The organism is Rhodococcus sp. DMU2021, from assembly GCF_019641445.1.
In the GTDB taxonomy this organism is placed as follows: domain Bacteria; phylum Actinomycetota; class Actinomycetes; order Mycobacteriales; family Mycobacteriaceae; genus Rhodococcus; species Rhodococcus pyridinivorans.
Map to the genome: position 1 here is coordinate 224,291 of NZ_JAIFKB010000004.1, position 23,435 is coordinate 247,725.

Here is a 23,435-nt window from a genome sequence, read left to right on the forward strand (position 1 = left end):
GATCGGAGACAGGAGATCGATCAGAGCAGCATGCCGGCGAGGATCGCGATCAGCACGAGAACGGCGACCACCCCGATGACGACCGTTCTCGTGTTGCCGGTGTTCTCGTCTGCGGTGCCCGTGGTGAGCACCGGAACGGGTGTGGCCTCCTTCCTCGCGGCTCCGCGGTTCTCGGCGGTGCTCTCGGCCCCGAGACGTCTCTCCTCGAGTTCGCGCAGCCGAGCGAAACCGCCGGTGAGTACGTCGGTTTCGTCGTAGGAAGGTGGAAGTCCGATCCGGGTCTTGTTGGTCTCGCGTGCCGGCGTGAATCCGGCCGCGAGGATCGCGGCGCCGAGCGCCGCCGTCTGTTCCGGGCCCGGCCCGACGAGGCTGCGCACCGTGAGCTTCGTGGCGAGGCTGTTCGCGATCTCCTGGATGTGGGTGCGATCTCGTGCGACGAGACCGTCGCCCATGACGACGACGGCCTCGAGATTGTCCGGTATCCAGCCGAACGATCCGAGGGCCGTGGCGAGTTGGGCCGCCGGGGAGGGTGCGCCCTGGGCGGGGGTGCGGTAGGCCTTGCCGGCGGGCACGCCCGAGCGTACGAGGGTGACGGTCGAGCCGCCGTCGTCGAGATGGAAGACCCCCACGAGTTGGCCAGGGGTCTCGGAGATCTCGGAGGCGTACCAGGCGGCGGCCGCCTGCGCGTCGGACACGAGATCCACGTGCCGCAGATTCGCGTAGTCCAGGGCGGCACGCAAGGTCGCGATGGTGTCCGGATCCCAGTGCGACGGGTAGGTGGCGGCGTAGCCGGGGTCGCTGTCCCGGTCCATGCCGCCGAAGGTCGGCAACGGGTGGCACTCCCGCAACAGGCAGTGGATGGCGGTGGCCATCGCGTCCTCGGCGCGGTACATGCGACCGTCGCTCGCGGTGATGCCCGAGGCGTCGCCGACCCGCGTGAGGAAGCCCGCGATCGTGCGTGCTTCGTCCCCGTGCGCCACGCTGCCGAGCGACGTGTTGCCGTCGTGGTCGACGTGCAGGACGGAGTCGCGGGCGAGGACGACAGGGTCGGGAGTGCCGGGTTCGTTGGATGCGATGACCGCCGTGGACACGACTCGCCCGATCCGGAGGCCGACACCGATTGCCATGTCTTCCCTTCCTCGAGAGGCTGCTCGTCCGTCGTGCTGCCGAGGACCCGACTCGCTCCGGGTGCGCCGGACAAATGCACCGCTTCGGGCGCGAAGAACGATTGTGGCAGACAGGGAGGGAAGTGCCGACCTTACTTTCCGGTAAGTGCGTGTTACAGTCCGTACCGCCGTGACGAGGGACACACGGTTCCGGTGGATCCAGGTGGAGGAACAACATGGTGGGGCGCGCTCGGAAGTGGATGGCCGCGGCGGTGACGACGACCGTCCTTGCTGGCGGAATTCTCGGAACCGCGGCGACAGCGGGAGCCGAGACGGACTTCTATCTCCCGCCCGACCCACTGCCGACGGGTGTTCCCGGCGACGTCCTGCGCACGGCACCGTCCGATCTGGCATTGCGCGCACCGGTCGCCGACGGCATCTTCCCGGGTCAGGGCACCAAGCTGCTGTACCGCAGCAACGACGCCAAGGGCGCACCCAACGCGGTGAGCGGCACCTACATCGAGCCGTCGACGCCGTGGAACGGTCCCGGCGACCGGCCGCTCGTCGCGTTGGCCGTCGGTACCCACGGTCAGGGTGACCAGTGCGCGCCGTCCCGCAATCTCGGCGCGCTCGTCAACTATAATCCGCCCCTCGACTTCTTCACCGAGTACGAGGTGCTGTCGATCAACGCGCTGCTGCTGCGCGGCATCGCCGTGGTCGTCACCGACTACGACGGTCTCGGTACGCCGGGGCACCACACCTACGTGAACCGCGCCGCCGAAGCCCACGCGGTGCTCGACTCGGTGCGCGCGGCGCTGAAGCTCGAGAACGCGTCGGTGACCGAGAACAGCCCGGTCGGCCTCTTCGGTTACTCGCAGGGCGGCGGCGCGTCGGGCGCTGCGGCCGAGCTCGCTCCCGAGTACGCCCCCGAACTGAACCTCGTCGGCGCCTACGTGGGTGCTCCGCCCGCCGACCTCGTGGCCACGTTGAAGCAGATCGACGGCACGCTGCTCACCGGTGCCATCGGGTACACGATCAACGGTCTGGCCGACGCCTACCCGGAGATCCGCGACGAGATCGACGCCGAGATCAGTGATCGCGGCCGCAAGATGCTCGCGGCCGTGGCGAACCAGTGCGTCCCGGAGACGGTGGCGAATTTCGCATTCCAGCGCACCGGCGACTACACCCGCACGGGTGAGCCCCTCGATGTCGTGCTCGACCGCCTGCCCCAGGTCCAGAAGATCCTCGCGGAGCAGCGCATCGGCAACCGCACGCCCGCCGTGCCCGTCCTCCTCCAGCACGGCACGCAGGACGACACGGTCCCCTACGGTCAGGGCCGTCAGCTGGCGCTGGACTGGTGCGATCAGGGCGCGACGGTGCAGTTACTGCCCAACACGACGCCGCCGATCCTGCCCGGCTTCATCATCAACCATGCGGTGCCCATGATCGGCGGACTGCCCGACTCCGTCGCGTACATCGAAGCGCGACTGCGCGGTGAGCCCGCACCGTCGAACTGTGGAGCCTTCTGACGCTCCTTCGAATCCGCAATCGATCCGGCCCGCACTCCCTTCCGGGGGTGCGGGCCGGATTCGTGTGCAGGGTCTACACCGAGTGACGGGTGTCGATGATCCGGCGCGCGACGTTCGTCTCGGTCGACGGGCCCGGTTCCCAGCGGGAGATCCACGGACCGGTGCCCTCGCTCGGATCGAGCACACCGCGCTCGAGCCACTCGTATCTGCCCTCGAGAACGCCGGCCGCGGTGCGACGATCCTCGGCGTCGGTGTTCGTCCACAGGGCGTCGAACAACTTCTCCACGCGCAGCCGCGACTGCTTGCAGAACGCGTCGGCCAGTTCGAAGGCCGCGTCGGCTCCCGGGTGCCCGTCGACGCGTTGCCGTTCGGCGCGCACGCACACGGCGGTCGCGGCGAACAGCTCGGCTCCGATGTCGACGATCCGTCCGAGGAAGTTCTCCCGCTTCTCGAGTCCGGCCTGCCAGCGGGCCATCCCGTAGAAGGTCGAGCGGGCGAGCTTGCGCGAGCTGCGTTCGATGTACCTCAGATGTGTTGCCAGAAAACCGAATTCGTTGTAGGTCCGCGGTAGCTGTCCCTTGCCGGTGACGAGTTTCGGGAGCCATCGGGCGTAGAACCCGCTCGCCCGTACCGCGGCCTGCGCCTTCTCCTTGCCCGTCGAATCGGGGTCGGCGAGTTCGCCGGCTGCGCGCAGGTGGGCGTCGACCGCCTCGCGGGCGACGAGGAGACGCATGATCTCGCTCGACCCCTCGAAGATGCGGTTGATCCGCAGGTCGCGGACGAGTTGCTCTGCGGGAACGGCCCGTTCGCCGCGCGCCGCCAGCGACTCGGCGGTCTCGTAGCCGCGTCCGCCGCGGATCTGCACGAGTTCGTCGGCGATGAGGCATCCCATCTCGCTCGCCCACAACTTCGCCAGTGCCGCCTCGATGCGGATGTCGTTGCGCTGTTCGTCGTTCATCTGGCCCGACAGTTCGACGACGGACTCGAGTGCGTAGGTGGTCGCGGCGATGAACGAGATCTTCGCGGCGACGGCCTCGTGCTCACCGACCGGCTTGCCCCACTGCACCCGCTCCGACGACCATTCGCGGGCGATCTTCAGCGCCCACTTGCCGGCACCCGAGCACATCGCGGGGATGGCGAGGCGACCGGCGTTGAGCGTCGTCAACGCGATCTTCAGCCCATCGCCCTCACGTCCGATGAGGTTCTCCTTCGGAACCCGCACCTTGTGCAGCCGGGTCACGCCGTTCTCGATGCCGCGCAGGCCCATGAAGGAGTTGTGGCGTTCGACGGTGATGCCGGGTGAATCCGCTTCCACGACGAAGGCGGAGATCCCGCCGCGATGGCCCTCGCTCTTCGGTACGCGGGCCATGACGACGAGCAGTTCGGCGACCACCCCGTTGGTCGTCCACAGCTTGACGCCCTCGAGTTCGTAGGCGCTGCCGTCCTCGACCGGGATGGCGGTGGACGCGAGTCGGGCGGGGTCGGACCCGACGTCGGGTTCGGTGAGCAGGAAAGCCGAGATGGCGCCGCGCGCGCATCGCGGCAGGAAGCGCTGCTTCTGCTCAGGGGTGCCGGCGAGCTTGAGCGGTTCCGGCACACCGATCGACTGATGGGCCGACAGCAGCGCGCCGATGCTGGGATGCACGCAGGCGACGACCGTCAGGGCCCGGTTGTAGGCGACCTGCGACAGCCCGAGGCCGCCGTACTCCTGCGGGATCTTCATGCCGAAGCAGCCGAGTTCGGCCAGCTCGCGGACGTATTCGTCGGGTATCCGCGCGTCGCGTTCGATGCGGCCGCCGTCCATCGAACTGCACGCGGCGCGCAGGCGTGCGAGGAACTCCTCGGTACGGGAGTCCTCGTCGGGTGTCGGTCGCGGGAAGGGGTGGACGAGGTCGAGGGTGAGCCGTCCGAGGAACAGTTCCTTCGCGAAGGACGGCTTGTTCCACTCGGATTCGCGCGCCTGCTCCGCTACTTCACGAGCCTGCCGCTCGGTGACCTGTGGGGTTCGGGCATCGGCGCTCTCTGCCATGACTGCCTCCGGGTCGCGTGCCTACTGGTGAGTATGCACCCGGATGTGCCTCTTATCACAGGTTCGGCCGAGTCGATCATGAAGCAGTCGGATGTGAACTAGATCACTACCGCGGAAGTCGTCGGGGACGTGCGGGTACTCCCGGACGCGCCTACGCTCGAATAGTCACCGACGACGTGCCCCGCCCGTCACTCGCCGATCCCCATCGCGGATCGGAACGGAGGTGGCCATGGAATTCCTGGCCTTCGTCCCCGTCCTGCTCACTTTCCTCGGCGCGCTCTACTTCGCGGCGTGCCTCATCGTCGACCGCGAGATCCGATCGGCGGAACGAGAATTCGGCACCGCGGACGGCGATCAGGCCTCCGAGGTGTCGGTGGACTCGGGGGAGACCGGCGTCGAGGCGGCCTCGTCGGTCGTCGTCGCCGCGGACTCCGCGGGCCGCACGCGCGGCGGTTCCGGAGCGATCGGAGGGTGATCCGGCCGTCGTCGCCGGTAGAACACGACCCCGCCTGCGGCCACGACGGCAACCGCGCCGGCGACGACGAGACCGAACCGCCTGCCCGTGCGCTCCGGACGAGAGGACGACTTCGCGGCACACCGCTCGGCCGCGGCCCGCCGGGCCACCGAGAGCAGTTCGCCCGCGACGTCCAGACCCTTGCGTGCTGCGAACAGTCCGGCCGCACTCGAGCCCTGCGCGAGAGCTACCGCGCCCTCGCCGGCCACGCGGAGAGCACCCGCGAGATTGCCGGATTCGTCGTGACGTCGCACGAATGCCGGAAGCCACACGTCGTCGGTCTCGGCATGAATCAGCTTGCTCATGCGTCCACTCTTCCATACCGCCCGGACCTGTGGTCGTGACCGGAGAGCGTGTCCCGCGCCGCCTGTCCTGCCCGGGAAGCGGGCAATGGCACCATGGTGGGGTGACTTCACCGCATCAGACAGCAACGGCCACGCTCCACACGAACCGCGGCGACATTGCGATTGCGCTTTTCGGCAACCACGCGCCGAAGACCGTCGAGAACTTCGTCGGCCTGGCTCAGGGCACCAAGGAGTACAAGACCCAGAACGCCAAGGGCGAGACCAGCGGTCCGTTCTACGACGGCGCGGTCTTCCACCGCGTCATCGACGGCTTCATGATCCAGGGTGGCGACCCCACCGGCACCGGCCGCGGCGGCCCGGGCTACCAGTTCGCCGACGAGTTCCACCCCGAGCTGCAGTTCGACCGCGGCTACCTGCTCGCGATGGCGAACGCCGGCCCGGGCACCAACGGCTCGCAGTTCTTCATCACCGTCGGCCCGACCCCGCACCTCAACCGTCGCCACACCATCTTCGGTGAGGTCGTCGACGCCGAGTCGAAGAAGGTCGTCGACGCGATCGCGACCACCGCCACCGACCGCGCCGATCGCCCGGTCGACGACGTCGTGATCAACAGCATCACCATCTCCTGAGAGAGTTCCCATGACGAACCCCGGCTGGGGCTCCGCGGCCGAGGGTGGTGGCCCGCAACCCCAGCCGCGGTGCGTTCGCCATCCCGACCGCCCGACCCTTCTCGCCTGCTCCCGATGCGGCCGGCCCGCGTGCCCCGAGTGCCTGCGTCCCGCCTCGGTCGGTCAGCACTGCGTCGACTGCGTCGCCGCGGCCGAACGGTCGACACCGCAGGCCCGCACCATCGCCGGCGCACCCGTCCGTTCCGATCGGCCCTCGCCGATCGTGACGTACGTGCTCATCGCGCTGAATGTGCTCGTCTTCGGCATCACCGCCGCGCAGTCGGGCAGCGTGATGACCAACGAGCAGGGCTCGGCGCTGTTCCTCGACTGGGCGTTGTGGCCGCCCATCATCGCCGCGCACGGCGAGTACATCCGGATCCTCGGCAGCGGATTCCTGCACTTCGGCCTGCTCCATCTGGCCGTCAACATGTTCGCCCTGTGGGTGATCGGACGCGACACCGAACTCGTGCTCGGACGCGCCCGGTACCTCTCGGTCTACCTCGTGTCGATCCTCGGCGGGTCCGCCGCAGTGATGTTCATGGAGACCGGAGCGGTCACCGCCGGAGCGTCGGGAGCGGTCTTCGGTCTGCTCGGCGCGCAGGCCGTCATCCTGCTGCGCCTGCGTCGCAGCCCGGCACCCGTGCTGACCATCGTCGGCCTCAACGTGATCATCAGCATCACCGTCCCGGGCATCTCCCTGTGGGGTCACCTGGGCGGTCTCGTCGCCGGTGCCGCCGCGACAGCGGCCCTGCTCTACGCCCCGCAGTATCTCGGTGCCGGCACCGACCGGGACCGCATCGTGCGCACCGGATGGATCGCGCTGGTCGCGGTCGTCGCGGTGACGCTGGTCGCGATCGTGCTCGCCGTCGTGCGGCTACGCGATCAACTGGGTGTCTGATCGGGCGCGAGATCGCGCATCGCCAGCGCGGCGTGCACGTTCCGCGGGTCGGTGCCCAGATCCCACCGGCCGAAGATCATCAGGTTCTCCGTGCCGGTCGCGGGGTCGATCGTGTCGATCTCGAGCATCGGCACGCGCCGCCCGAAGCGCGGGTACTCGACGATCCGCACGCGGTGCAGGGCCGCGCGCGTGAACTCGCGACGACCCGTCAACCGCATCGTCGCGATCCCCGTTCCTCCAGGGAGCACTTCGAGACGCGGACGCTGCCGCAGCGCGAGCGCGACCATCACGAGGACGAGCACCGCCGCGAAACCCACCAGTACGCGACCGGCCGCGTCGGGAACCGCAACCGCGGCGGTCACGGCCAAGGCGAGACCGGCGGCCGACAACGCCGCTATCGCGGCGGGCGGCGTCGCCCACCGCAGCGGTGTCTCGTCGGGCATCTGCGTCCTCTTCCGATCCGTTCCCCGGGGACCTCTCACCGGTTGTGCACAGTGTTATCCCCAGGTGGGGATGAATAACATCGGTGTAACCCGAGCGGGGTGGAGGTCAGCGCCAGTTCATCGTCATGATCAGACCGACCACCATGAACCCGAAACCGATCAGGAAGTTCCAGGCACCGAGATCGTTCATCCACGTGATCTGCTCGGCCGCGAGGTAGTAGACGATCAGCCACAGCAACCCGATGACCATCAGGGCGAGCATCACCGTCACGTACAACGTGCTCGACGGCGTGCCCTTGACCTTCACCGGTGTGCGGCTCACCGTCCGGGTCGCGGAGACGTCCTTCTTGCGAACCTTCGACTTGGGCATGGTGTCCTCGTTCTCACGTCTCCACCCGTCGTACACGGATGGAGTGGTCGGTCAACTACCTGTTGAGATCACGCTAACGTAAGGCCAGGATCGGAGGTACGACGTGTCGGAACGACGACTGCGCGCGCCCGTGTGGGGTGTCGCGACCCTCGTCGTCTGCCTCGTGGCCGGTCTGCTCGTGGGTACCACCCGCGGAGTGTCCGAAGGCGACGAACTGCGCGCCGGCGACTCCCCGCGACTGTCCGATCTGGTCCGGGCCGCGCAGGAGAAGGCCGACGAACTGGCCGCCACCCGAGACGATCTCACTACCCGCATCGACGAACTCCAGGACCGTGCCGCGGTGAACGACGAGGACGTCGCCGCGGTGCTCGACGACCTGTCCGCGATCGAGGACCCGGCCGGACTCGTGGCCCGCCGCGGTCCGGGTGTGACCGTCACTCTCACCGACGCACCCCGCGACGCCAACGGGCGCTATCCGTCCGGTGCCTCACCCGACGATCTCGTCGTGCACCAGCAGGACGTGCAGAGCGTGCTCAACGCGATGTGGGCCGGCGGTGCCGAGGCCGTGGCCATGCAGGATCAGCGGATCGTCGCGACGTCGGCGCCACGCTGCATCGGCAACACGCTGCTGCTGCACGGACGCACCTACTCACCGCCCTATGTCGTCACCGCGCTCGGCGACCCGGCACGGCTGCAGGCCGCGCTCGACGCCGAGCCCGGTATCCGCATCTACAAGCAGTACGCGGCCCGCTATCAACTCGGCTACACGCAGCAGGCGTCGGAGGATCTGTCGGTCCCCGCCTATACCGGTAGTTCGTCCGCGCGCTGAGCGGTGCCCGGGAGCACTGTCCGAATCGGGCCACCGGGCGGGTCGCCCTCTGCCGGCCACCGGGCGGGTCGCCCTCTACCGGCCACTGAGTACCCTCGTCTCATGCGCATTCTCGTCGTCGACAACTACGACAGCTTCGTCTTCAACCTGGTCCAGTATCTGGGGCAGCTCGGAACGACGGCCGACGTGTGGCGCAACGATGACGAGCGGCTCACCGCACCGGGTGCTCTCGCGCGGGTCGCGAAGGAGTACGACGGCATCCTCCTCAGCCCAGGGCCGGGCACACCCGAACGCGCCGGGGCGAGCATCGATCTGGTCAAGGCATGTGCCGACAGCAGCACTCCGCTGCTCGGTGTGTGCCTCGGCCACCAGTCCATCGGTGTCGCGTTCGGCGCGACCGTCGATCGCGCCCCCGAACTGCTGCACGGCAAGACCAGCCTGGTTCGTCACAACGGTGCCGGTGTGCTCGCGGGCCTGCCCGATCCGTTCACCGCGACCCGCTACCACTCGCTGACCGTGCTGCCCGAGACGATGCCCGCCGAACTCGAGCCCACCGGCCACACGGAGACCGGCATCGTCATGGCCCTGCGTCACGCCGAGCTGCCGATCCACGGTGTGCAGTTCCACCCCGAATCGGTGCTCACCCAGGGCGGTCACCGCATGCTCGCGAACTGGCTCGCGGCCTGCGGCGAGGCACCGGACGAGACGCTCGTCGCGCGCCTCGAGGCGCAGATGGCACGCGCGCTCGACGGCGGAGCCGCCTGACGCACCCCATTTCCGACGAGAAAGGCGCCGGTCCTTCGAGGATCGGCGCCTTTCGTCGAAAGCTCGTTCAGCGGATGCCGAGCACACCGACGCCCACGGTGAGGGGCTGGTTTTTCGAGATCTCCGAACCTGGCGGCTGGGCCTGCGTGATCACGGTGCCGACGAGATCGACATCGAGTGTCGCCTCACGCGTCTGCTGGAGCTGAGAGGCGTTGCCCGTCCAGCCGGCGCCGCGCAGAGCGGCGAGTGCATCCGACACCGACCGGTTGGTGACGACGGGCATCTCGATGCGGTCGCCGTTGGACACTCGCACCGTCACCGTCGACCCCTGTTCGGTGGAGGCGCCACCGGCCGGACTCGTCGAGACGACAGTGCCCTCGGTCTCGCTGGAGTCGATGTTCTCGACGACGACCTCGAAACCGGCACCCTCGATGTTGTCGCTCGCCACCTCGACGGTCTGGCCCACGACGTTGGGGACGCGCACCAGTTCGGGGCCGGATCCCAAAGTGATGGTGATGGGGCTGTCGCGGTCGACGCTGGCTCCCGCACCGGGACTCTGGTCGACGACGAGGTCCTCGTCGTCGGCATTCGACGGAGCACGTCCGACGTTCGGGTCGAGCCGGAGACCGGCGGCGGACAGCTCCTGGGCTGCGCGTTCCTGCGTCATGCCTTCGAGCCGCGGGATCTGCACCTGTTCCGGTCCTGTCGAGACCTCGAGGGTGACGGTTGAACCCTCCTCGGCCTGGCTCCCGGGCACGGGACGGGTGTTGATGACGTTGCCGTTCGCGACGACCGGATCGCTCTTCTGCTGGATCGAGACCCGGAAGCCGGCGTTCTGCAGCTGGCTCTCGGCGAGCTCGGCGGAGACGTTGCGGACGTCGGGCACCGTGACCTGGGCGGCCGTCGAACCGGGTCCGAGCGACCACAGGAAGACGCCGACGATACCGACCACGGCGAGCGCGGCGATGCCGAGCAGCACCTTTTTGAGAACTGAGCCGCCGCCGGAATCCTCGGCGGGTGCCCCGGCGGCACCGGCGGCCGCGACGCGGCCGTGCCGCCCCGTGTTGTTGTCGACGGAGTCGATCAGCGTCGTGCGGTCCTCGTCGGTCATCACCATCGGCGCACTCGGACGCTGCCCGCTCAGCACGCGGATCAGGTCGCTGCGCATCTCCGCAGCCGACTGGTAGCGGTTCGCGGGGTTCTTCGCCATCGCCTTGAGGATCACCGAGTCGAGCTCGGGCGGCACCGACGAATTCACCGATGACGGCAGCGGCGGATCCTCCCGCACGTGCTGGTAGGCCACCGCGACGGGCGAGTCGCCTTTGAAGGGGGGCTCGCCGGTGAGGATCTCGAACAGGACGCAGCCCACCGAGTACACGTCGGACCGGGCGTCGACCTGTTCACCGCGCGCCTGCTCCGGGGAGAGGTACTGTGCGGTGCCGATCACCGCGGCGGTCTGCGTCATCGGGCTCGCGGCGTCGGAGATGGCCCGGGCGATGCCGAAGTCCATGACCTTCACCGCGCCGGCCTTGTTGATCATGACGTTGGCCGGCTTCACGTCGCGGTGCACGATCATGTTGCGGTGGCTGAAGTCCAGGGCCGCGCACACGTCGGCGATGATCTCCATCGCCCGCTTGGGGGTCATCGGCCCGTCGGCGCGCACGATGTCGCGCAGCGTGTCGCCCTCGACGTACTCCATGACGATGTACGGGAGCGGCCCGGCCTCGGTCTCGGCCTCACCGGTGTCGTAGACGGCGACGATCGCCGGATGGTTCAGCGCAGCGGCATTCTGCGCTTCGCGCCGAAAGCGCAGGTAGAACGTGGGGTCGCGTGCGAGGTCGGCGCGCAACACCTTGATGGCCACATCCCGGCCGAGCCGCAGATCCCGCGCGAGGTGCACCTCGGACATACCGCCGAAGCCGAGGATCTCACCCAGCTCGTAGCGGGAGGAGAGCTTGCGGGGTGTGGTCATGACGTTCCTTGGTTGTTCGTACCGTTGCTGGTTTCGGATGAATTATCGTCCCCTCCACCGGCGGCCTCGGGGTCGGTCTCGTCGTCGCCGTTACCCTCCGCGCCGCCCGTGCCGCCGTCGCCGCCACCCGTGTCCTCCGCTGTGGTGGTCGTCGTCGTGGTCGGGGCGGTCGTGGTGGTGGGCGGTTGCGTCGTGGTCGGCTCGGTCGTCGGCTCCACCGTGGTCGTCGGCGGCTGCGTCGTCGTCGTGGTCGGAGGAGGCGTGAAGGTCTCCGTCTCGACGGGCGGCGGCAGCGGCACGAACGTCGTCGTGGTGGTCAGCGGCGGACGGGTCGTCGTGGTGGTCGCGCGGGTCGTGGTGAGTTGCGTCGTCGGAGACGGAGCGCGCGGGGTCTCCTCGTCGTCGCCACCCAACAGCACGATTCCCAGCGTCACGAGGGCGAGCACCACTGCCGCACCTGCGGCCCAGGCCAGCGCTGTGGGACTCGGGGACCGTCGTCCGTCATCGTCGGCGGGCACTCCCGTTGTCGGCGGACCTGCCACCGGCGGACGGCCGGCGGTCGGCGGCTGAGCCGAGCGGGGAACCGACGAATAGGCCGTCTGGTCGTACTGCGTCGGGTGCAGGGCACGGGTCGAAGAAGTGTGGGCCGTCCCGGGCACGCCGGGCGGAAGCACGCGGTTGGCGCTGGTCACCGGCGGCACGTTGCCGGGCGGGGGCACGGGCCGTCCGGACCGCACCGCAGCGACGGCGTTGGCGAATTCGCCACCGTTCGAATAGCGGTAGGCCGGGTCCTTCGACATCGCGATCTCGATGAGTTCGCGCACCTCGGGCGGAAGATCCGTCGGCAGCGGCGCCGGGGTCTCCTGGACATGCTTCATCGCGACGGTCACGACGCTGTCGCCGAGGAACGGACGGCGTCCCGACAGCACCTCGTAGCCGACGACGGCCAGCGAGTACACGTCGCTCGCGGACGTCGCCTCCTGACCCAGTGCCTGCTCGGGAGCGATGTACTGTGCGGTGCCCATCACCATGCCGGTGCGGGTGACCGGGGAGGCGTCGACTGCCTTCGCGATACCGAAGTCGGTGATCTTCACCTGGCCCGTCGGGGTGATGAGGATGTTGCCGGGCTTGACGTCGCGGTGCACCACGCCGGCGTTGTGGGCCGCCTGCAGGGCGCGTCCGGTCTGCTCGAGCATGTCGAGCGCGTGCGGCAGCGACAGGCGTCCGAGCCGCGACAGGACGGCGTTGAGCGGTTCGCCGTGTACGAGTTCCATCACGAGATAGGCGATGGACTGGCCCTCGGCGTCGGTGGTCTCGCCGTAGTCGAACACCCCGGCGATGCCGGGATGGTTGAGCTGGGCGGTGGTGCGGGCCTCGAAACGGAACCGGGCGAGGAAGTCCTCGTCGCCGGACAACTCGGCCTTGAGGACCTTCACCGCGACCCGCCGGTCGAGCCGGGTGTCGAGTCCTTCCCACACCTGACCCATTCCGCCGGTCGCGATGAGTCGCTGGAGACGGTAACGGTCGGCGATCATGGCGCCGCTGCTCAGAGCCATGTCAGCCTCCCTGTAATCCGGCCGAGATGACGGCCCGTCCGATCGGGGCGGCCACCGAACCGCCGGTCGCGGCGAGTGCTCGGTCGCCGCCGTCCTCCACGATCACCGCGACGGCGATGCGGGGTTGTTGTGCAGGTGCGAATGCGATGTACCAGGTGTGCGGCGGGGTGTTCCGCGGATCGTTGCCGTGTTCCGCGGTGCCCGTCTTCGACGCGATCTGCACACCCTGGATGGCACCGCCACCGCCGGCGTTGTTCTCGGCACCGATCATCAGGTCGGTGAGGGTCGCCGAGACCTCCGGCGAGATCGCCTGGCCCAGCGATTCGGGCTTGGTCTCCTCGAGCACCGTCAGGTCGGGCCCCTGCCGACGGTCGACGAGATACGGCTTCATGCGCACCCCGCCGTTGGCGATGGTCGCGGCGATCGACGCGTTCTGCAACGGAGTAAGGGCCACATCCCGCTGGCCGATGCTCGACTGGCCGAGTGCCGCGCCGTCCGGGATGGGGCCGACGGTGCTCGCCGCGACGGGCAGCGGGACGTCGAGGGTCTCGCCGATGCCGAGCTTCTCCGCCTGCGAGACCAGGGCCTCGCGTCCGTCGTCGATGCCCATCTCGACGAAGGCCGTGTTGCACGACCGCGCGAACGCCTCCCGCAGCGTCACCGTCGATGCGTCGCCGCACGCGGCCCCGCCGTAGTTCTCGAGGGTCGTCGCGGTGTCGGGCAGGGTGATCTGCGGCGCTGCGGTGAACTGCGTGTCGGGGGTGACGCCGTTCTCGAGCGCGGCCGCCGTCACGACGACCTTGAAGGTCGAGCCCGGAGGGTAGGTCTGGGAGATCGCGCGGTTGAGCATCGGCTTCTCGGGATCGGCGTTGAGCTCGTCCCAGGCCTGCGAGGTCGCGGCGCCGTCGTGTCCCGACAACCGGTTGGGGTCGTAACTCGGCGTGCTCACCATCCCGAGGATCCTGCCGGTGCTCGGTTCGATCGCGACCACCGAGCCCGTGTAACCCTTCGAGGTCAGCTCGTCGTAGGCCACCTGCTGAACGACCGGATCGATCGTGGACACGACGTTTCCGCCGCGCGGGTTGCGGCCCGACACCAGGTCGAACAGTCGACGTCCGAACAGCAGGTTGTCGGAACCGTTGAGCAGCGAATCCTCGGACCGTTCGAGTCCGGTACTGCCGTATTGCATCGAGTAGAAGCCGGTCACCGGCGCGTAGGCCAGCGGGCTCATCGGCTGGGTCGGCGGCGCCGGGTATTCGCGCAGGTACTTGTAGCGGCTGTCGGTGGGCACCGACACCGCGAGAGCCTGACCGGCCGCGACGATCTGTCCGCGCTGACGGGAGTACTCGTCGATCAGCACACGCGAGTTGCGCGGATCGGTACGGAGATCGTCGGCCTTGATGACCTGCACGTAGGTGGCGTTTGCGAGCAGCGCGACGACCATGAACATCACGGCCATCGCGACCTTGCGGAGCGGACCGTTCATTCGCGCCCCATCATTTCCGTCTTGGCCTCGGCGATCGGCGTGGGCGCTTTCTTACGGGGGATCGCGGGTTGGCGGGCAGCGTGCGAGATCTTCATCAACAGAGCCAGGAGCAGATAGTTTGCGAGCAGCGACGAACCACCGTAGGACACGAACGGTGTGGTCAGGCCGGTCAGGGGGATCAACTTCGTGACACCGCCGACCACCACGAACAGTTGGACGGCGAGGGTGAACGACAGGCCGGCGGCGAGCAGCTTGCCGAAGCTGTCGCGCACCGCCAGCGCCGTGCGCATGCCGCGGACGACGAGGATCAGGAACAACAGCAGGATGGCGGCCAGGCCGATCAGGCCGAGTTCCTCACCGATCGCGGCGACGATGAAGTCGGTCTTCGCGAACGGCACCTGCCCCGGCCGTCCGCTGCCCAGGCCGGTGCCGGCGACCCCGCCGGTCGCGAGACCGAACAGCGACTGGGAGATCTGGTAGCCGGTGTTGTTGTAGTCGGCGAGCGGATCGAGCCAGGTCTCCACGCGCACCCGCACGTGACCGAACATCTGGTACGCCGCGTAGAAGCCGACGGCGAGCAACGAGAATCCGATGATCAGCCAGCCGACACGTTCGGTCGCGATGTAGAGCATCACCAGCACGGTGGTGAACAGCAGCAGCGACGTGCCGAGGTCCTTCTCGAAGACCATCACACCGATCGAGATGATCCAGGCCGCCAGGATCGGGCCGAGATCGCGGGCGCGGGGGAAGTCCATCCCCAGGAAGTGCTTGCCTGCGGTGGTGAACAGGTCGCGCTTCGCCACCAGGACCGATGCGAAGAAGATGATCAGCAGGATCTTCGCGAACTCGCCGGGCTGGATGCTGAAACCGGGCAGCCGGATCCAGATCTTGGCGCCGTTGACCTCGGAGAACCTGCTCGGCAGCAGGGCCGGGATCGCGAGTGCGATCAGGCCGATGAGACCGAGCGTGTAGCTGAACCGCGCGAGCAGACGGTAGTCGTGCAGGAACACGAGCACGACGATGAACAGCGCGATGCCGAGCGCCGTCCACAGCACCTGCTGCGTCGCATCGGGCGACGGCGGCGGCAGGCCCATGTAACGGGCGTTCTCCTGATCGGACAGGTCGAGCCGGTGGATGAGCACGAGTCCGAGACCGTTGAGCAGCGCGACGATCGGCAACAGCAGGGGATCGGCGTACTTCGCGAAGCGCCGGACCGCGAGGTGCGCGGCGAGGAACAGCGCAGCGAAGGTCACCCCGTACTTGAGCAGGTCGAGGGTCAGCGCCTGCTCCATCGAGACCTCGACGAGCATGAGCGACACCGTCGTGACACCGATGGCCGCGACGATCAGGGCCAGTTCGGTGTTGCGCCGGGTCGACTGGACGGGCGCCGGGGCGAAACCTCCCGGAGGGCTCGGGAAGTCCCCCACACCATGGGACACCGACATCAGGCGCCCACCCTGCAGTTCTGACCGGGGATCTGGGGCGCGGGCTCGGGAGCCGGCTCCGTGTTCGGAGCGGGTTCGCCGGGAGTCGGCTCGCCGGGAAGCAGTTCGCCGGGCTGGGAGGCCGGTGCCGGTTGGCCCGGCTGCGGCTCACCGGACGCCGGCGGCTGCACCGTGGGTGTCTCGGTGGGCGGGGTGCCGTTCGGTCCGGGCGTCGGCGCCGGCTCTCCCGGGCCGGGGGCCGGTGCGGGAGCGGGCTCGGGTTCCTCCGGGGTGCACACCGGCAGCAGGTCCAGTTCGGCGAGCCGCTGCATCTGCTCGCGGGTGTCGTCGAGCGACCCCGACGGAAGCCCGGCACGGACCTGCTCGCGAGCGGCGGGCCACAGGTCGTCGACGAGCATGACCCGGCACGACGCGCTGTTCGGATCGACGAGCGTGAGGTCGCCCTCGTCGGTGACGCACCCGACGCGCGCGGCCTCCTGCAGCGAGTAACCGAAGACGTCGCCGGGGATACCGCGCAGCACGGTCACGCGACCGTCGTCGGCGCCGACGTAGTAGTTGTTGCGGATCAGCTGGCGGCCGACGAACAGGCCACCGACCAGCACCGCGATGATCACGACGGCGGCGACCGGCCACCACAGGCGGCTGCGCTTCTTCTTCGGCGCCGGTTCCGGGGCCTTGTTGATGACCCGCTTCGGGGTGGCGCGCGGTGGCCGCATCGCGGCGGCGCGACCCGCTGCGGTGTTCGGCGGGGGAGTGTCCTCGTCGTCGTCCGCGGATGCCGCTCCGGCGACGATGGGATGCGACTGGCCGTAGTCGAGATCGATCACGTCGGCGACGACCACTGTGACGTTGTCGGGGCCGCCGCTGCGCAGCGCCAGCTCGATGAGCCGGTCGGCGCACTCGTCGTGCGTGCCCTGCCGCATGGTGTCGGCGATCGTCTCGTCGCTGACGACGTCGGACAGACCGTCGGAGCACACGAGGTAGCGGTCGCCGGCGCGGGCCTCGCGCACGGTGAGGGTCGGTTCGACCTCGCTGCCCGTCAGGGCGCGCATGATCAACGACCGCTGCGGGTGCGTGTGCGCCTGCTCGGGGGTGATGCGGCCCTCGTCCACGAGCGACTGCACGAAGGTGTCGTCGCGGGTGATCTGGGTGAGCTGGTCGTCGCGCAGCAGATAGGCGCGGGAATCGCCGATGTGGGCGAGTCCGAGTTTGCTGCCTGCGAAGAGGATGGCCGTGAGCGTCGTGCCCATGCCGTCGAGTTCGGGCTCTTCCTCGACCTGGTCGGCGATGGAGGCGTTGCCTTCGCGGACGGCCGCGGCGAGCTTACCGAGGAGGTCGCCGCCCGGCTCGTCGTCGTCGAGGTGGGCGAGCGCCGCGATCATCAGCTGTGAGGCGACCTCACCGGCCGCGTGGCCGCCCATGCCGTCGGCGAGGGCGAGCAGGCGGGCACCGGCGTAGACGGAGTCCTCGTTGTTGGAGCGCACGAGGCCGCGATCGCTGCGGGCGGCATATCGGAGTACGAGGGTCACGGGCGGAGCTCGATCACGGTCTTGCCCACCCGGACCGGGGTTCCGAGCGGGACACGGACAGCGGTGGTGACCTTCGCGCGGTCGAGATACGTGCCGTTCGTCGACCCCAGGTCTTCGACGTACCAGTCGGAACCTCGTGGCGACAGGCGTGCGTGGCGCGTGGATGCGTAGTCGTCGGTCAGCACGAGTGTGGAGTCGTCGGCACGGCCGATGAGAACCGGCTGGGTGCCGAGCGTGATCCTCGTGCCGGCCAGCGCGCCCTGCGTGACCACCAGGTACTTGGCGGTCTTGTTGCGGCTCAGCGTCGGCAGCACCGACTGCTTGGGCGAGTAACGCGGGAGCGGTCGCGCGGCACCGGCGTAGATGTCGGACCGGAGCGTGCGCAACACCGCCCATACGAACAACCACAGCAGGAGGAGGAATCCCGCTCGGGTCAGCTGCAGAATCAGCCCCTGCACGGTGCATCCTCCTTCGGGGTAGTCGACCGGTCGTGTTCCAGGTCGTGCGGTCACTCACAATACGGACACCGGACGACTCCATGCAGCGTCCGACGCGCTGTCACACGCGTCGGACGGTATGAACGGGTCCGGTAGGTCCTTCGATACCGGCTGATCAGAGGATGCGCACGAGGATTTCGGAGTGCCCGGCGCGAATCACGTCACCATCGGCGAGCTGCCAGTCCTGCACCGAGGCGCCGTTGACCGTCGTGCCGTTCGTCGACCCGAGATCGGAGAGCATCGCGACCTGGCCGTCCCAGCGGATGTCGATGTGGCGACGCGAGACGCCGGTGTCGGGCAAGCGGAACTGTGCGTCCTGGCCGCGGCCGATGATGTTGCTGCCCTCGCGGAGCTGGTAGTAGCGGCCGCTGCCGTCCTCGAGCTGGAGCGTCGCGGTCAGCACCCGACCGGCGGCGGGGGACTGGTAGCCGGCCTGCTGGTAACCCTGGTCGTAGCCGGGGGCCGCGGCGGCGTAGCCCTGGTCGTAACCGCCCTGCTGCGCGCCATACTGCTGGTCGTAACCCGGCTGTGCGTAGCTCTGCTGGCCGTAGGCCTGCTGGTCGTAGCCGCCCTGCTGGTAGCCCTGGTCCTGGTAGGCCTGGTCGTAACCGGGCTGTGCGTAACCCTGCTGGCCGTACGCCTGCTGGTCGTACCCGCCCTGCTGCGGGTAGTCCTGGCCGTACGCCTGCGGTTGGGCGCCTCGAGCGCCGTAGGCCTGCTGGTCGTAGCCACCCTGGTCGTAGCCGCCCTGCTGGTAGTCCTGCTCGCTGTAGGCCTGGCCGTACGCCTGCTGGTCGTAACCGCCCTGCTGGTCGTAGCCGCCCTGCTGGTCGTAACCGCCGGGAGCCTGGTCGTAGCCGGCGTTGCCGTAGCCCTGGTTGTAGCGCTGCTCCTGGCCGACGTGCGCGTGACCGTTGCGTGCGTACTGCGGTTCCGCCTCGGCGGGGTCACGGCTGGGGTCGTAGCCGGGGTTCTGCGTCATTGGGCCAGCTCCTGGTTCAGAGGTCACGGGTGGGCGGTTCTGCGGGTTCCGCGGTGACGGAGCACGCGTCGCTGAGCGCCCCGCATCGGGATCTACCGAGCCGCGAGTCCGGAACTGCCCGGTGTGCAGTGCCGACGACGACTCGAAGACGACTTGGATCTCACCGTATGTCTGCCATCCCTGTTCTCGGATGAAGTCCTCAAGGTGACGGGAGAATGCCTTCACAGTCAAGTCCCGATCCGCTGCGAGGGCGTCGTGATCGGTTTCGCTGATCGTGATGACGTAGTGATTGGGGGCGAGCATGTGGCCCCGATCGAGCTGTCGGACGCCGTCCGTTGCCTCCTGCTGCAGCGCCGCCTCGACTTCCTGGGGCACGACGCCGCCGCCGAACACGCGGGCGAAAGCGTCGCCGATCGCGGCCTGGAGTTTGCGCTCGAAGCGCTGGGCGATGCCCATGGCGACCCCCTTTCCGTACTCAGCGTGTCGCAATGCAGATCTCGTCACTGCATGGTATCCACTTTTCCCCGGATTCGACCCTGCGGTATGCGGCACGTCTCGCCCGGATGTGCTCGGCGATCGAGCCGGAAGTGTTCGCGGCCCTCTGACCAGGCGAATAGTTGTTCGGCTCCGGTGTGTGTTACTGTTTTCGGCGTTGCTCGGGCGAGTGGCGGAATGGCAGACGCGCTGGCTTCAGGTGCCAGTGTCCTTCGGGACGTGGGGGTTCAAGTCCCCCTTCGCCCACAGTGTGCAGTTCCACGAACTGCGACGGACGAGGTCACGAACTCTTCGGAGATCGTGACCTCGTTTTCGTTTGTCCGGCCCCGATCCGATGCCTTTTCGGCCGTGCTTTACTGGGGCGGTGATGGCCCGGTGACTCCCAACACGGCAGATATCGGCGCGATCCTCATCAGCTCGCGCTCCCTGGACGAGTACCGGTCGATGTTCGACCTCTCCGACGACGATCTGTCGCGGAGGATCCTGGACTGCCCGGCCGGCGCGGCGGGCTTCACCGCCGTGGTGAACCGCCTCGGTGGTGACGTGACGGCCTGCGACACGGCCTACTCCGACTCCGACGCTGAGCACCTCACCGTCGTTGCCGCTGCTGAGGCCGAGCGCGGGAACCGGTACATCCGGGACCACGCCGAGAACTACGACTGGACGTTCTTCGCCGACCCCGACGAACACGCACGGGTGCGGCGGCAGGCGGTCCGGGATTTCGCCGAGGACATCCGTCGGCATCCGCACCGATATGTCGCCGGGTGTTTGCCGTCCCTGCCGTTCCCCGATGCGGCATTCGATCTCGTGCTCAGTTCGCACCTGCTGTTCAGCTACGCCGATCGACTCGATCGCACCTTCCACCTGGCCGCGATCCGGGAACTGATGCGGGTCGCGCGTGAGGAACTGCGCATCTTTCCCCTCGTGGAATCGGGATCCTCTGTCCGCTACCCCTACCTGGACGAACTGCTCGGTGATCTCCGGGAAGACGGCATCGAGAGTGAGGTCGTGGAGGTCGGCTACCGATTCCAGAAGGGCGCCCACTACATGCTGGTGTGCAGCCGCACAATCTCGCCCGGTCCGGAGGCTTCAGGGGAATCTAGTTCGATTTAGCAGGGAGGGTAAGCGCCGACACGGGGTAAGTAGGTTGAATGGGAGAGTCTTGGAGCGCTTCCGCGCGATATTGCACCAGGCGTTGTGGACCTACTGAAAGTTCTCGATAATTCAACGAGGTACACCAAATCCATCGTTTTGCTCCGGCGAGAGGATTCAGGAGCATCGGTAATGGTGGCGGCTTGGATCTCGGGGTGTATGGCCGAACTGTCATCGACGGGGCGCTGAAAGAAAAAGATACGTTTCTGTTTCATTCGCACGTATTCGCCATAGTTATCATCGAAAAATGTTGCGACAGTGGAAATCTCCCTTATCTCCCTTATCTCCCTTGTCTTCTAAATGAAAAATGAATATTACCATCTATAAAGAGACGTAGTGTGGGTTGCAACTCTAGTACCATGAGCACGTACAGCGCGTCGAACGAGCTCGTTCATCCGAACAGCACTCGGCACACGCCCATCAACCGGAAGATGAGAACCCCTGCTGGACCTGGTCGTAAACTTGTACAGGTCTTCTTTGGTGTATCCCCACGGTTGCGGAGTATGAGATATCTTTTGACTAAGCAGACGTTCGCGTTTCCGCATTGCAAGCCAAATCTGTGTAGACATCCACCTATCGAGTGCCCTAAGTTGTTGAACATCATCAACCATCGGGTGGCGCCCTAGCAAACCGCCAAGGGATATCATGGAAGGTAAAGGTCCGCGTAGCAGCCGCCGTAGTTGCTCTTCGCTCAAACTTCCATAAAGGTACCGTCTGAGTTGCGATAATAATGCAATATAGTCGCGGTCCAAATTTCCTCGTAGTCGACCGAGATCTTGGGAACCTCTGAGCGGCTCGCGTAGCAAGTGATTATAAATATATTCCTCTATTGTGTGTTTTGCGTTCGCAATCGCTCTATCTGATAGGGAAATTTTCCTAAGTGATATTCTATGACTCAAGAATTCAGTGTGATGTGACGTGAGCAGCTCCGCCGATCTCGCGTCTGGGCTAGTTAAAAGTGAAACACCCCGACTTTTGCTGTGATTTATTTGGCACCCAATGCGTTCGGCAAATCTGTGAAGCTCGTCTACGGCACGGTTTATGTTTCCATAATCGCGACTCCAAATTACGATATCATCTGCGTATCGGGTGAAAGAAACCCCTAAGCGTTCTAATTCTCGATCAAAAGGCGTCGCAACAATATTTGCCAGAAGTAGGCTTATGGTGGTCCCTTGATGTATTCCTTTACTCCGAGAATCAGCCGAAGCAGGCATGCAGTTCGGAAGAATTGTAGGTTGCGGTGCCTGCATAAAAGCGCGCAGTAAGTGTCTCTCAGTTCTTGTTATTGATAATCCAATTCTCGATATCGTTGACCAAATTTGATCATGATCGATCGATCCAAAGTAGTCCGTAAAGTCATACTCGGCTAGATAGATTCGGTGTTCGTCGCGCCACTCGGATTGAATATGGGAAATTGCATCATTGATATTCAAATCTTTTCTGTACGCGTACGACCGCGCACTAAGCCTTGTTCGATTCTTGTTTATTAGAGACGAATAAAGTCTTTTTGATACGACCTCGTCTGCTATTGAAAACGAGGTAACGGTCCGGTGCTTCCCGTTTGCTTTGGGTATTTGGAAACCTGCTGGCGGTAGCGGAGCATAGTTGCGAGATTTGATGGCCAAATCGATTGCGTGGCCAATTGATGCGGCTCTTGCGCGAACATGGAAGGGGTTGTGACTAGGATGGTATGCCCAGGTTGCCGGCTCTCTAACTTCAAGCTCAGGTAGATTAAGAGTAGACCTTCGTTGGCGACGAACAGTTTCTGTTTGAGCTTGCTTCCTACGTTGTTCCTGAACGCTGATCTTCTTACTCGCTGCTTCCTTTATGAGCTTCGCTAACTCGTTCATTTCACCCTTTCATAATGCGAGCGGGGACCAACTCTGGGAGTTGGTCCCCGCTCGCCGGCTAAACCCGCCTAGAAATGCTGCTTCACGCGCGCCAGTTGCTCGCACAACTGGTGCATTGCAAACCACGGAGGGTTTGCCTTGTAGTCGGGTGGCCTAGCCCCTCTTGGGACCCACGCTGAATCTACCATCTGCCGCCAGTATGAGGAGCTATTCGAGCAAGCTCGCGACTAGCGGGCCTAGGAGGCTGATCGGTAGAACCAATGTCCCGTAGGGGAGTAATGTTATTGCTGTGTCAATGCTAGTCTTGCGCCGACGTTTCCAATGAAGAGATTTACTGTCCGAAAAGTAGGGATCTGTTTTCTTCAGCGATTCGGAAAAGTGTCGTAGGTAATCACCCTCCGTATGATTTTCGGTCTCATCTAGAATGACTTGATATCTATTCGATATTTCTTTTACCCATTCTGATTTTAGAGGTCCCTCATTGTTCCGAGTTTCTTCGATCTCTACGGAGAGTCGTTGAATTTTGCGATAGTTCAGAAACATGTCGCGGCTTCGCCCTGGATAGTCCATGTTCGTGGTTGAAAGGGTTGCAACCAGGACGAGGACGGAAAGGCAGACCATCAAGGTCCCACTATTGGGCCCGTACATGTCTGGCTTAGTCAGCATGCCTATGGCTGCAACGGTGGTAGCGGTAGAGAGCGAAACGACAGCCCAATTCCACGCACGTGCACGCTGGCTCAAGCGTGTAGATGCTGACTGTCTGGCTCGGTACGTTTTGTACGTACGATCCTCGATCCTTTTCAGTTGTTCACGAAGTTTGGAATCTTCGGAGCTTATAGCAGGTTTGCGAAGTGTAGTATTGCGTCGTCGCCGACTCTTATATAAGAGCAAGAGAGTACCCTCCACGCCAATTAGGTCACAATAACCTATTTAATTTATAGTTTAGGAAAAGCATTTCCATGGAGACTGGAGTCTGATTAATATCAGATGGGTAAGAGTTCCGCAACCGTGTAGC

General features: G+C 66.0%; 20 protein-coding genes and 1 tRNA gene. 7 read left to right on the forward strand and 14 right to left on the reverse strand.

The genetic code is table 11. The features are described 5' to 3' along the window. Positions 1-20: 20 nt before the first annotated feature. A complete protein-coding gene (locus tag K3M35_RS09420) occupies positions 21-1,127 on the reverse strand; it encodes a hypothetical protein (RefSeq protein ID WP_006550931.1) in 1,107 nt (368 codons plus the stop codon). 215 nt (positions 1,128-1,342) lie between these two features. On the opposite strand from K3M35_RS09420, the gene K3M35_RS09425 reads away from it, so the two are divergent. Then, on the forward strand, positions 1,343-2,635 hold the full coding sequence (locus K3M35_RS09425) for a lipase family protein (protein WP_220666327.1): 1,293 nt from the start codon (positions 1,343-1,345) through the stop codon (positions 2,633-2,635). 73 nt (positions 2,636-2,708) lie between these two features. Here the strand turns inward: K3M35_RS09425 and K3M35_RS09430 are convergent, their stop codons facing one another. Both K3M35_RS09430 and K3M35_RS09435 read right to left on the reverse strand, forming a co-directional pair. Then, positions 2,709-4,664: an acyl-CoA dehydrogenase family protein gene (locus tag K3M35_RS09430; protein WP_220666328.1), complete on the reverse strand. Its 1,956-nt coding sequence runs from the start codon at positions 4,662-4,664 to the stop codon at positions 2,709-2,711. Positions 4,665-5,018: 354 nt separating this feature from the next. Further along, on the reverse strand, positions 5,019-5,483 hold the full coding sequence (locus K3M35_RS09435; protein WP_006550934.1) for a hypothetical protein: 465 nt from the start codon (positions 5,481-5,483) through the stop codon (positions 5,019-5,021). Positions 5,484-5,584: 101 nt separating this feature from the next. On the opposite strand from K3M35_RS09435, the gene K3M35_RS09440 reads away from it, so the two are divergent. Together K3M35_RS09440 and K3M35_RS09445 are read left to right on the forward strand one after the other, a co-directional pair. Next, positions 5,585-6,112, forward strand: coding sequence for a peptidylprolyl isomerase (locus K3M35_RS09440; RefSeq protein ID WP_024102562.1), 528 nt, complete (start codon positions 5,585-5,587; stop codon positions 6,110-6,112). Positions 6,113-6,122: 10 nt separating this feature from the next. Continuing rightward, positions 6,123-7,049: a rhomboid family intramembrane serine protease gene (locus K3M35_RS09445; protein WP_006550936.1), complete on the forward strand. Its 927-nt coding sequence runs from the start codon at positions 6,123-6,125 to the stop codon at positions 7,047-7,049. On the opposite strand, the gene K3M35_RS09450 is transcribed toward K3M35_RS09445, so the two are convergent. Both K3M35_RS09450 and crgA read right to left on the reverse strand, forming a co-directional pair. After that, positions 7,034-7,492, reverse strand: a complete 459-nt coding sequence (locus K3M35_RS09450; protein ID WP_217579339.1) for a PH domain-containing protein — start codon at positions 7,490-7,492, stop codon at positions 7,034-7,036. The genes K3M35_RS09445 and K3M35_RS09450 overlap by 16 nt on opposite strands. A 106-nt stretch (positions 7,493-7,598) precedes the next feature. Next, positions 7,599-7,862 carry a cell division protein CrgA gene (gene crgA / locus K3M35_RS09455; protein ID WP_006550938.1) on the reverse strand — a complete coding sequence of 88 codons (264 nt, stop codon included), beginning with the start codon at positions 7,860-7,862 and terminating at the stop codon, positions 7,599-7,601. Between the two features lie 103 nt (positions 7,863-7,965). Between crgA and K3M35_RS09460 the strand changes: the two genes are divergently transcribed. Then, positions 7,966-8,691, forward strand: a complete 726-nt coding sequence (locus tag K3M35_RS09460; RefSeq protein WP_024102564.1) for a DUF881 domain-containing protein — start codon at positions 7,966-7,968, stop codon at positions 8,689-8,691. Positions 8,692-8,793: 102 nt separating this feature from the next. Further along, entirely contained in the window at positions 8,794-9,456 is a 663-nt protein-coding gene (locus K3M35_RS09465; RefSeq protein WP_006550940.1) for an aminodeoxychorismate/anthranilate synthase component II, read from the forward strand. A 67-nt stretch (positions 9,457-9,523) separates the two neighbouring features. Here the strand turns inward: K3M35_RS09465 and pknB are convergent, their stop codons facing one another. The 7 genes from pknB to K3M35_RS09500 all read right to left on the reverse strand — a co-directional run bounded on the left by pknB (position 9,524) and on the right by K3M35_RS09500 (position 19,379). Continuing rightward, positions 9,524-11,428, reverse strand: coding sequence for a Stk1 family PASTA domain-containing Ser/Thr kinase (gene pknB, locus K3M35_RS09470; protein ID WP_006550941.1), 1,905 nt, complete (start codon positions 11,426-11,428; stop codon positions 9,524-9,526). Further along, positions 11,425-12,984, reverse strand: a complete 1,560-nt coding sequence (locus K3M35_RS09475; RefSeq protein ID WP_094979646.1) for a serine/threonine-protein kinase — start codon at positions 12,982-12,984, stop codon at positions 11,425-11,427. The genes pknB and K3M35_RS09475 overlap by 4 nt, the downstream gene beginning before the upstream one ends. 1 nt (position 12,985) lies before the next feature. Continuing rightward, positions 12,986-14,470: a penicillin-binding protein 2 gene (locus tag K3M35_RS09480; protein WP_006550943.1), complete on the reverse strand. Its 1,485-nt coding sequence runs from the start codon at positions 14,468-14,470 to the stop codon at positions 12,986-12,988. Next, the gene (locus tag K3M35_RS09485) at positions 14,467-15,915 is read right to left on the reverse strand and encodes an FtsW/RodA/SpoVE family cell cycle protein (protein ID WP_006550944.1); all 1,449 of its coding nucleotides are present in this window, start codon (positions 15,913-15,915) and stop codon (positions 14,467-14,469) included. The genes K3M35_RS09480 and K3M35_RS09485 overlap by 4 nt, the downstream gene beginning before the upstream one ends. Next, on the reverse strand, positions 15,915-17,444 hold the full coding sequence (locus tag K3M35_RS09490) for a PP2C family serine/threonine-protein phosphatase (RefSeq protein ID WP_200359126.1): 1,530 nt from the start codon (positions 17,442-17,444) through the stop codon (positions 15,915-15,917). The genes K3M35_RS09485 and K3M35_RS09490 overlap by 1 nt, the downstream gene beginning before the upstream one ends. Next, complete coding sequence (locus K3M35_RS09495; protein WP_006550946.1) at positions 17,441-17,902, reverse strand: FHA domain-containing protein; 462 nt, start codon at positions 17,900-17,902, stop codon at positions 17,441-17,443. The genes K3M35_RS09490 and K3M35_RS09495 overlap by 4 nt, the downstream gene beginning before the upstream one ends. A 154-nt stretch (positions 17,903-18,056) precedes the next feature. Continuing rightward, a complete protein-coding gene (locus tag K3M35_RS09500) occupies positions 18,057-19,379 on the reverse strand; it encodes a DUF3662 and FHA domain-containing protein (RefSeq protein ID WP_217579338.1) in 1,323 nt (440 codons plus the stop codon). 202 nt (positions 19,380-19,581) lie between these two features. Between K3M35_RS09500 and K3M35_RS09505 the strand changes: the two genes are divergently transcribed. Next, positions 19,582-19,664: transfer RNA gene (locus K3M35_RS09505), tRNA-Leu, on the forward strand. Between the two features lie 129 nt (positions 19,665-19,793). Further along, positions 19,794-20,531: a methyltransferase domain-containing protein gene (locus K3M35_RS09510; protein WP_220666329.1), complete on the forward strand. Its 738-nt coding sequence runs from the start codon at positions 19,794-19,796 to the stop codon at positions 20,529-20,531. Between the two features lie 353 nt (positions 20,532-20,884). On the opposite strand, the gene K3M35_RS26860 is transcribed toward K3M35_RS09510, so the two are convergent. Continuing rightward, the gene (locus K3M35_RS26860) at positions 20,885-22,420 is read right to left on the reverse strand and encodes a reverse transcriptase domain-containing protein (protein WP_217579336.1); all 1,536 of its coding nucleotides are present in this window, start codon (positions 22,418-22,420) and stop codon (positions 20,885-20,887) included. Positions 22,421-22,627: 207 nt separating this feature from the next. After that, on the reverse strand, positions 22,628-23,326 hold the full coding sequence (locus K3M35_RS26865) for an SLATT domain-containing protein (RefSeq protein WP_217579335.1): 699 nt from the start codon (positions 23,324-23,326) through the stop codon (positions 22,628-22,630). Between the last annotated feature and the right edge of the window lie 109 nt (positions 23,327-23,435).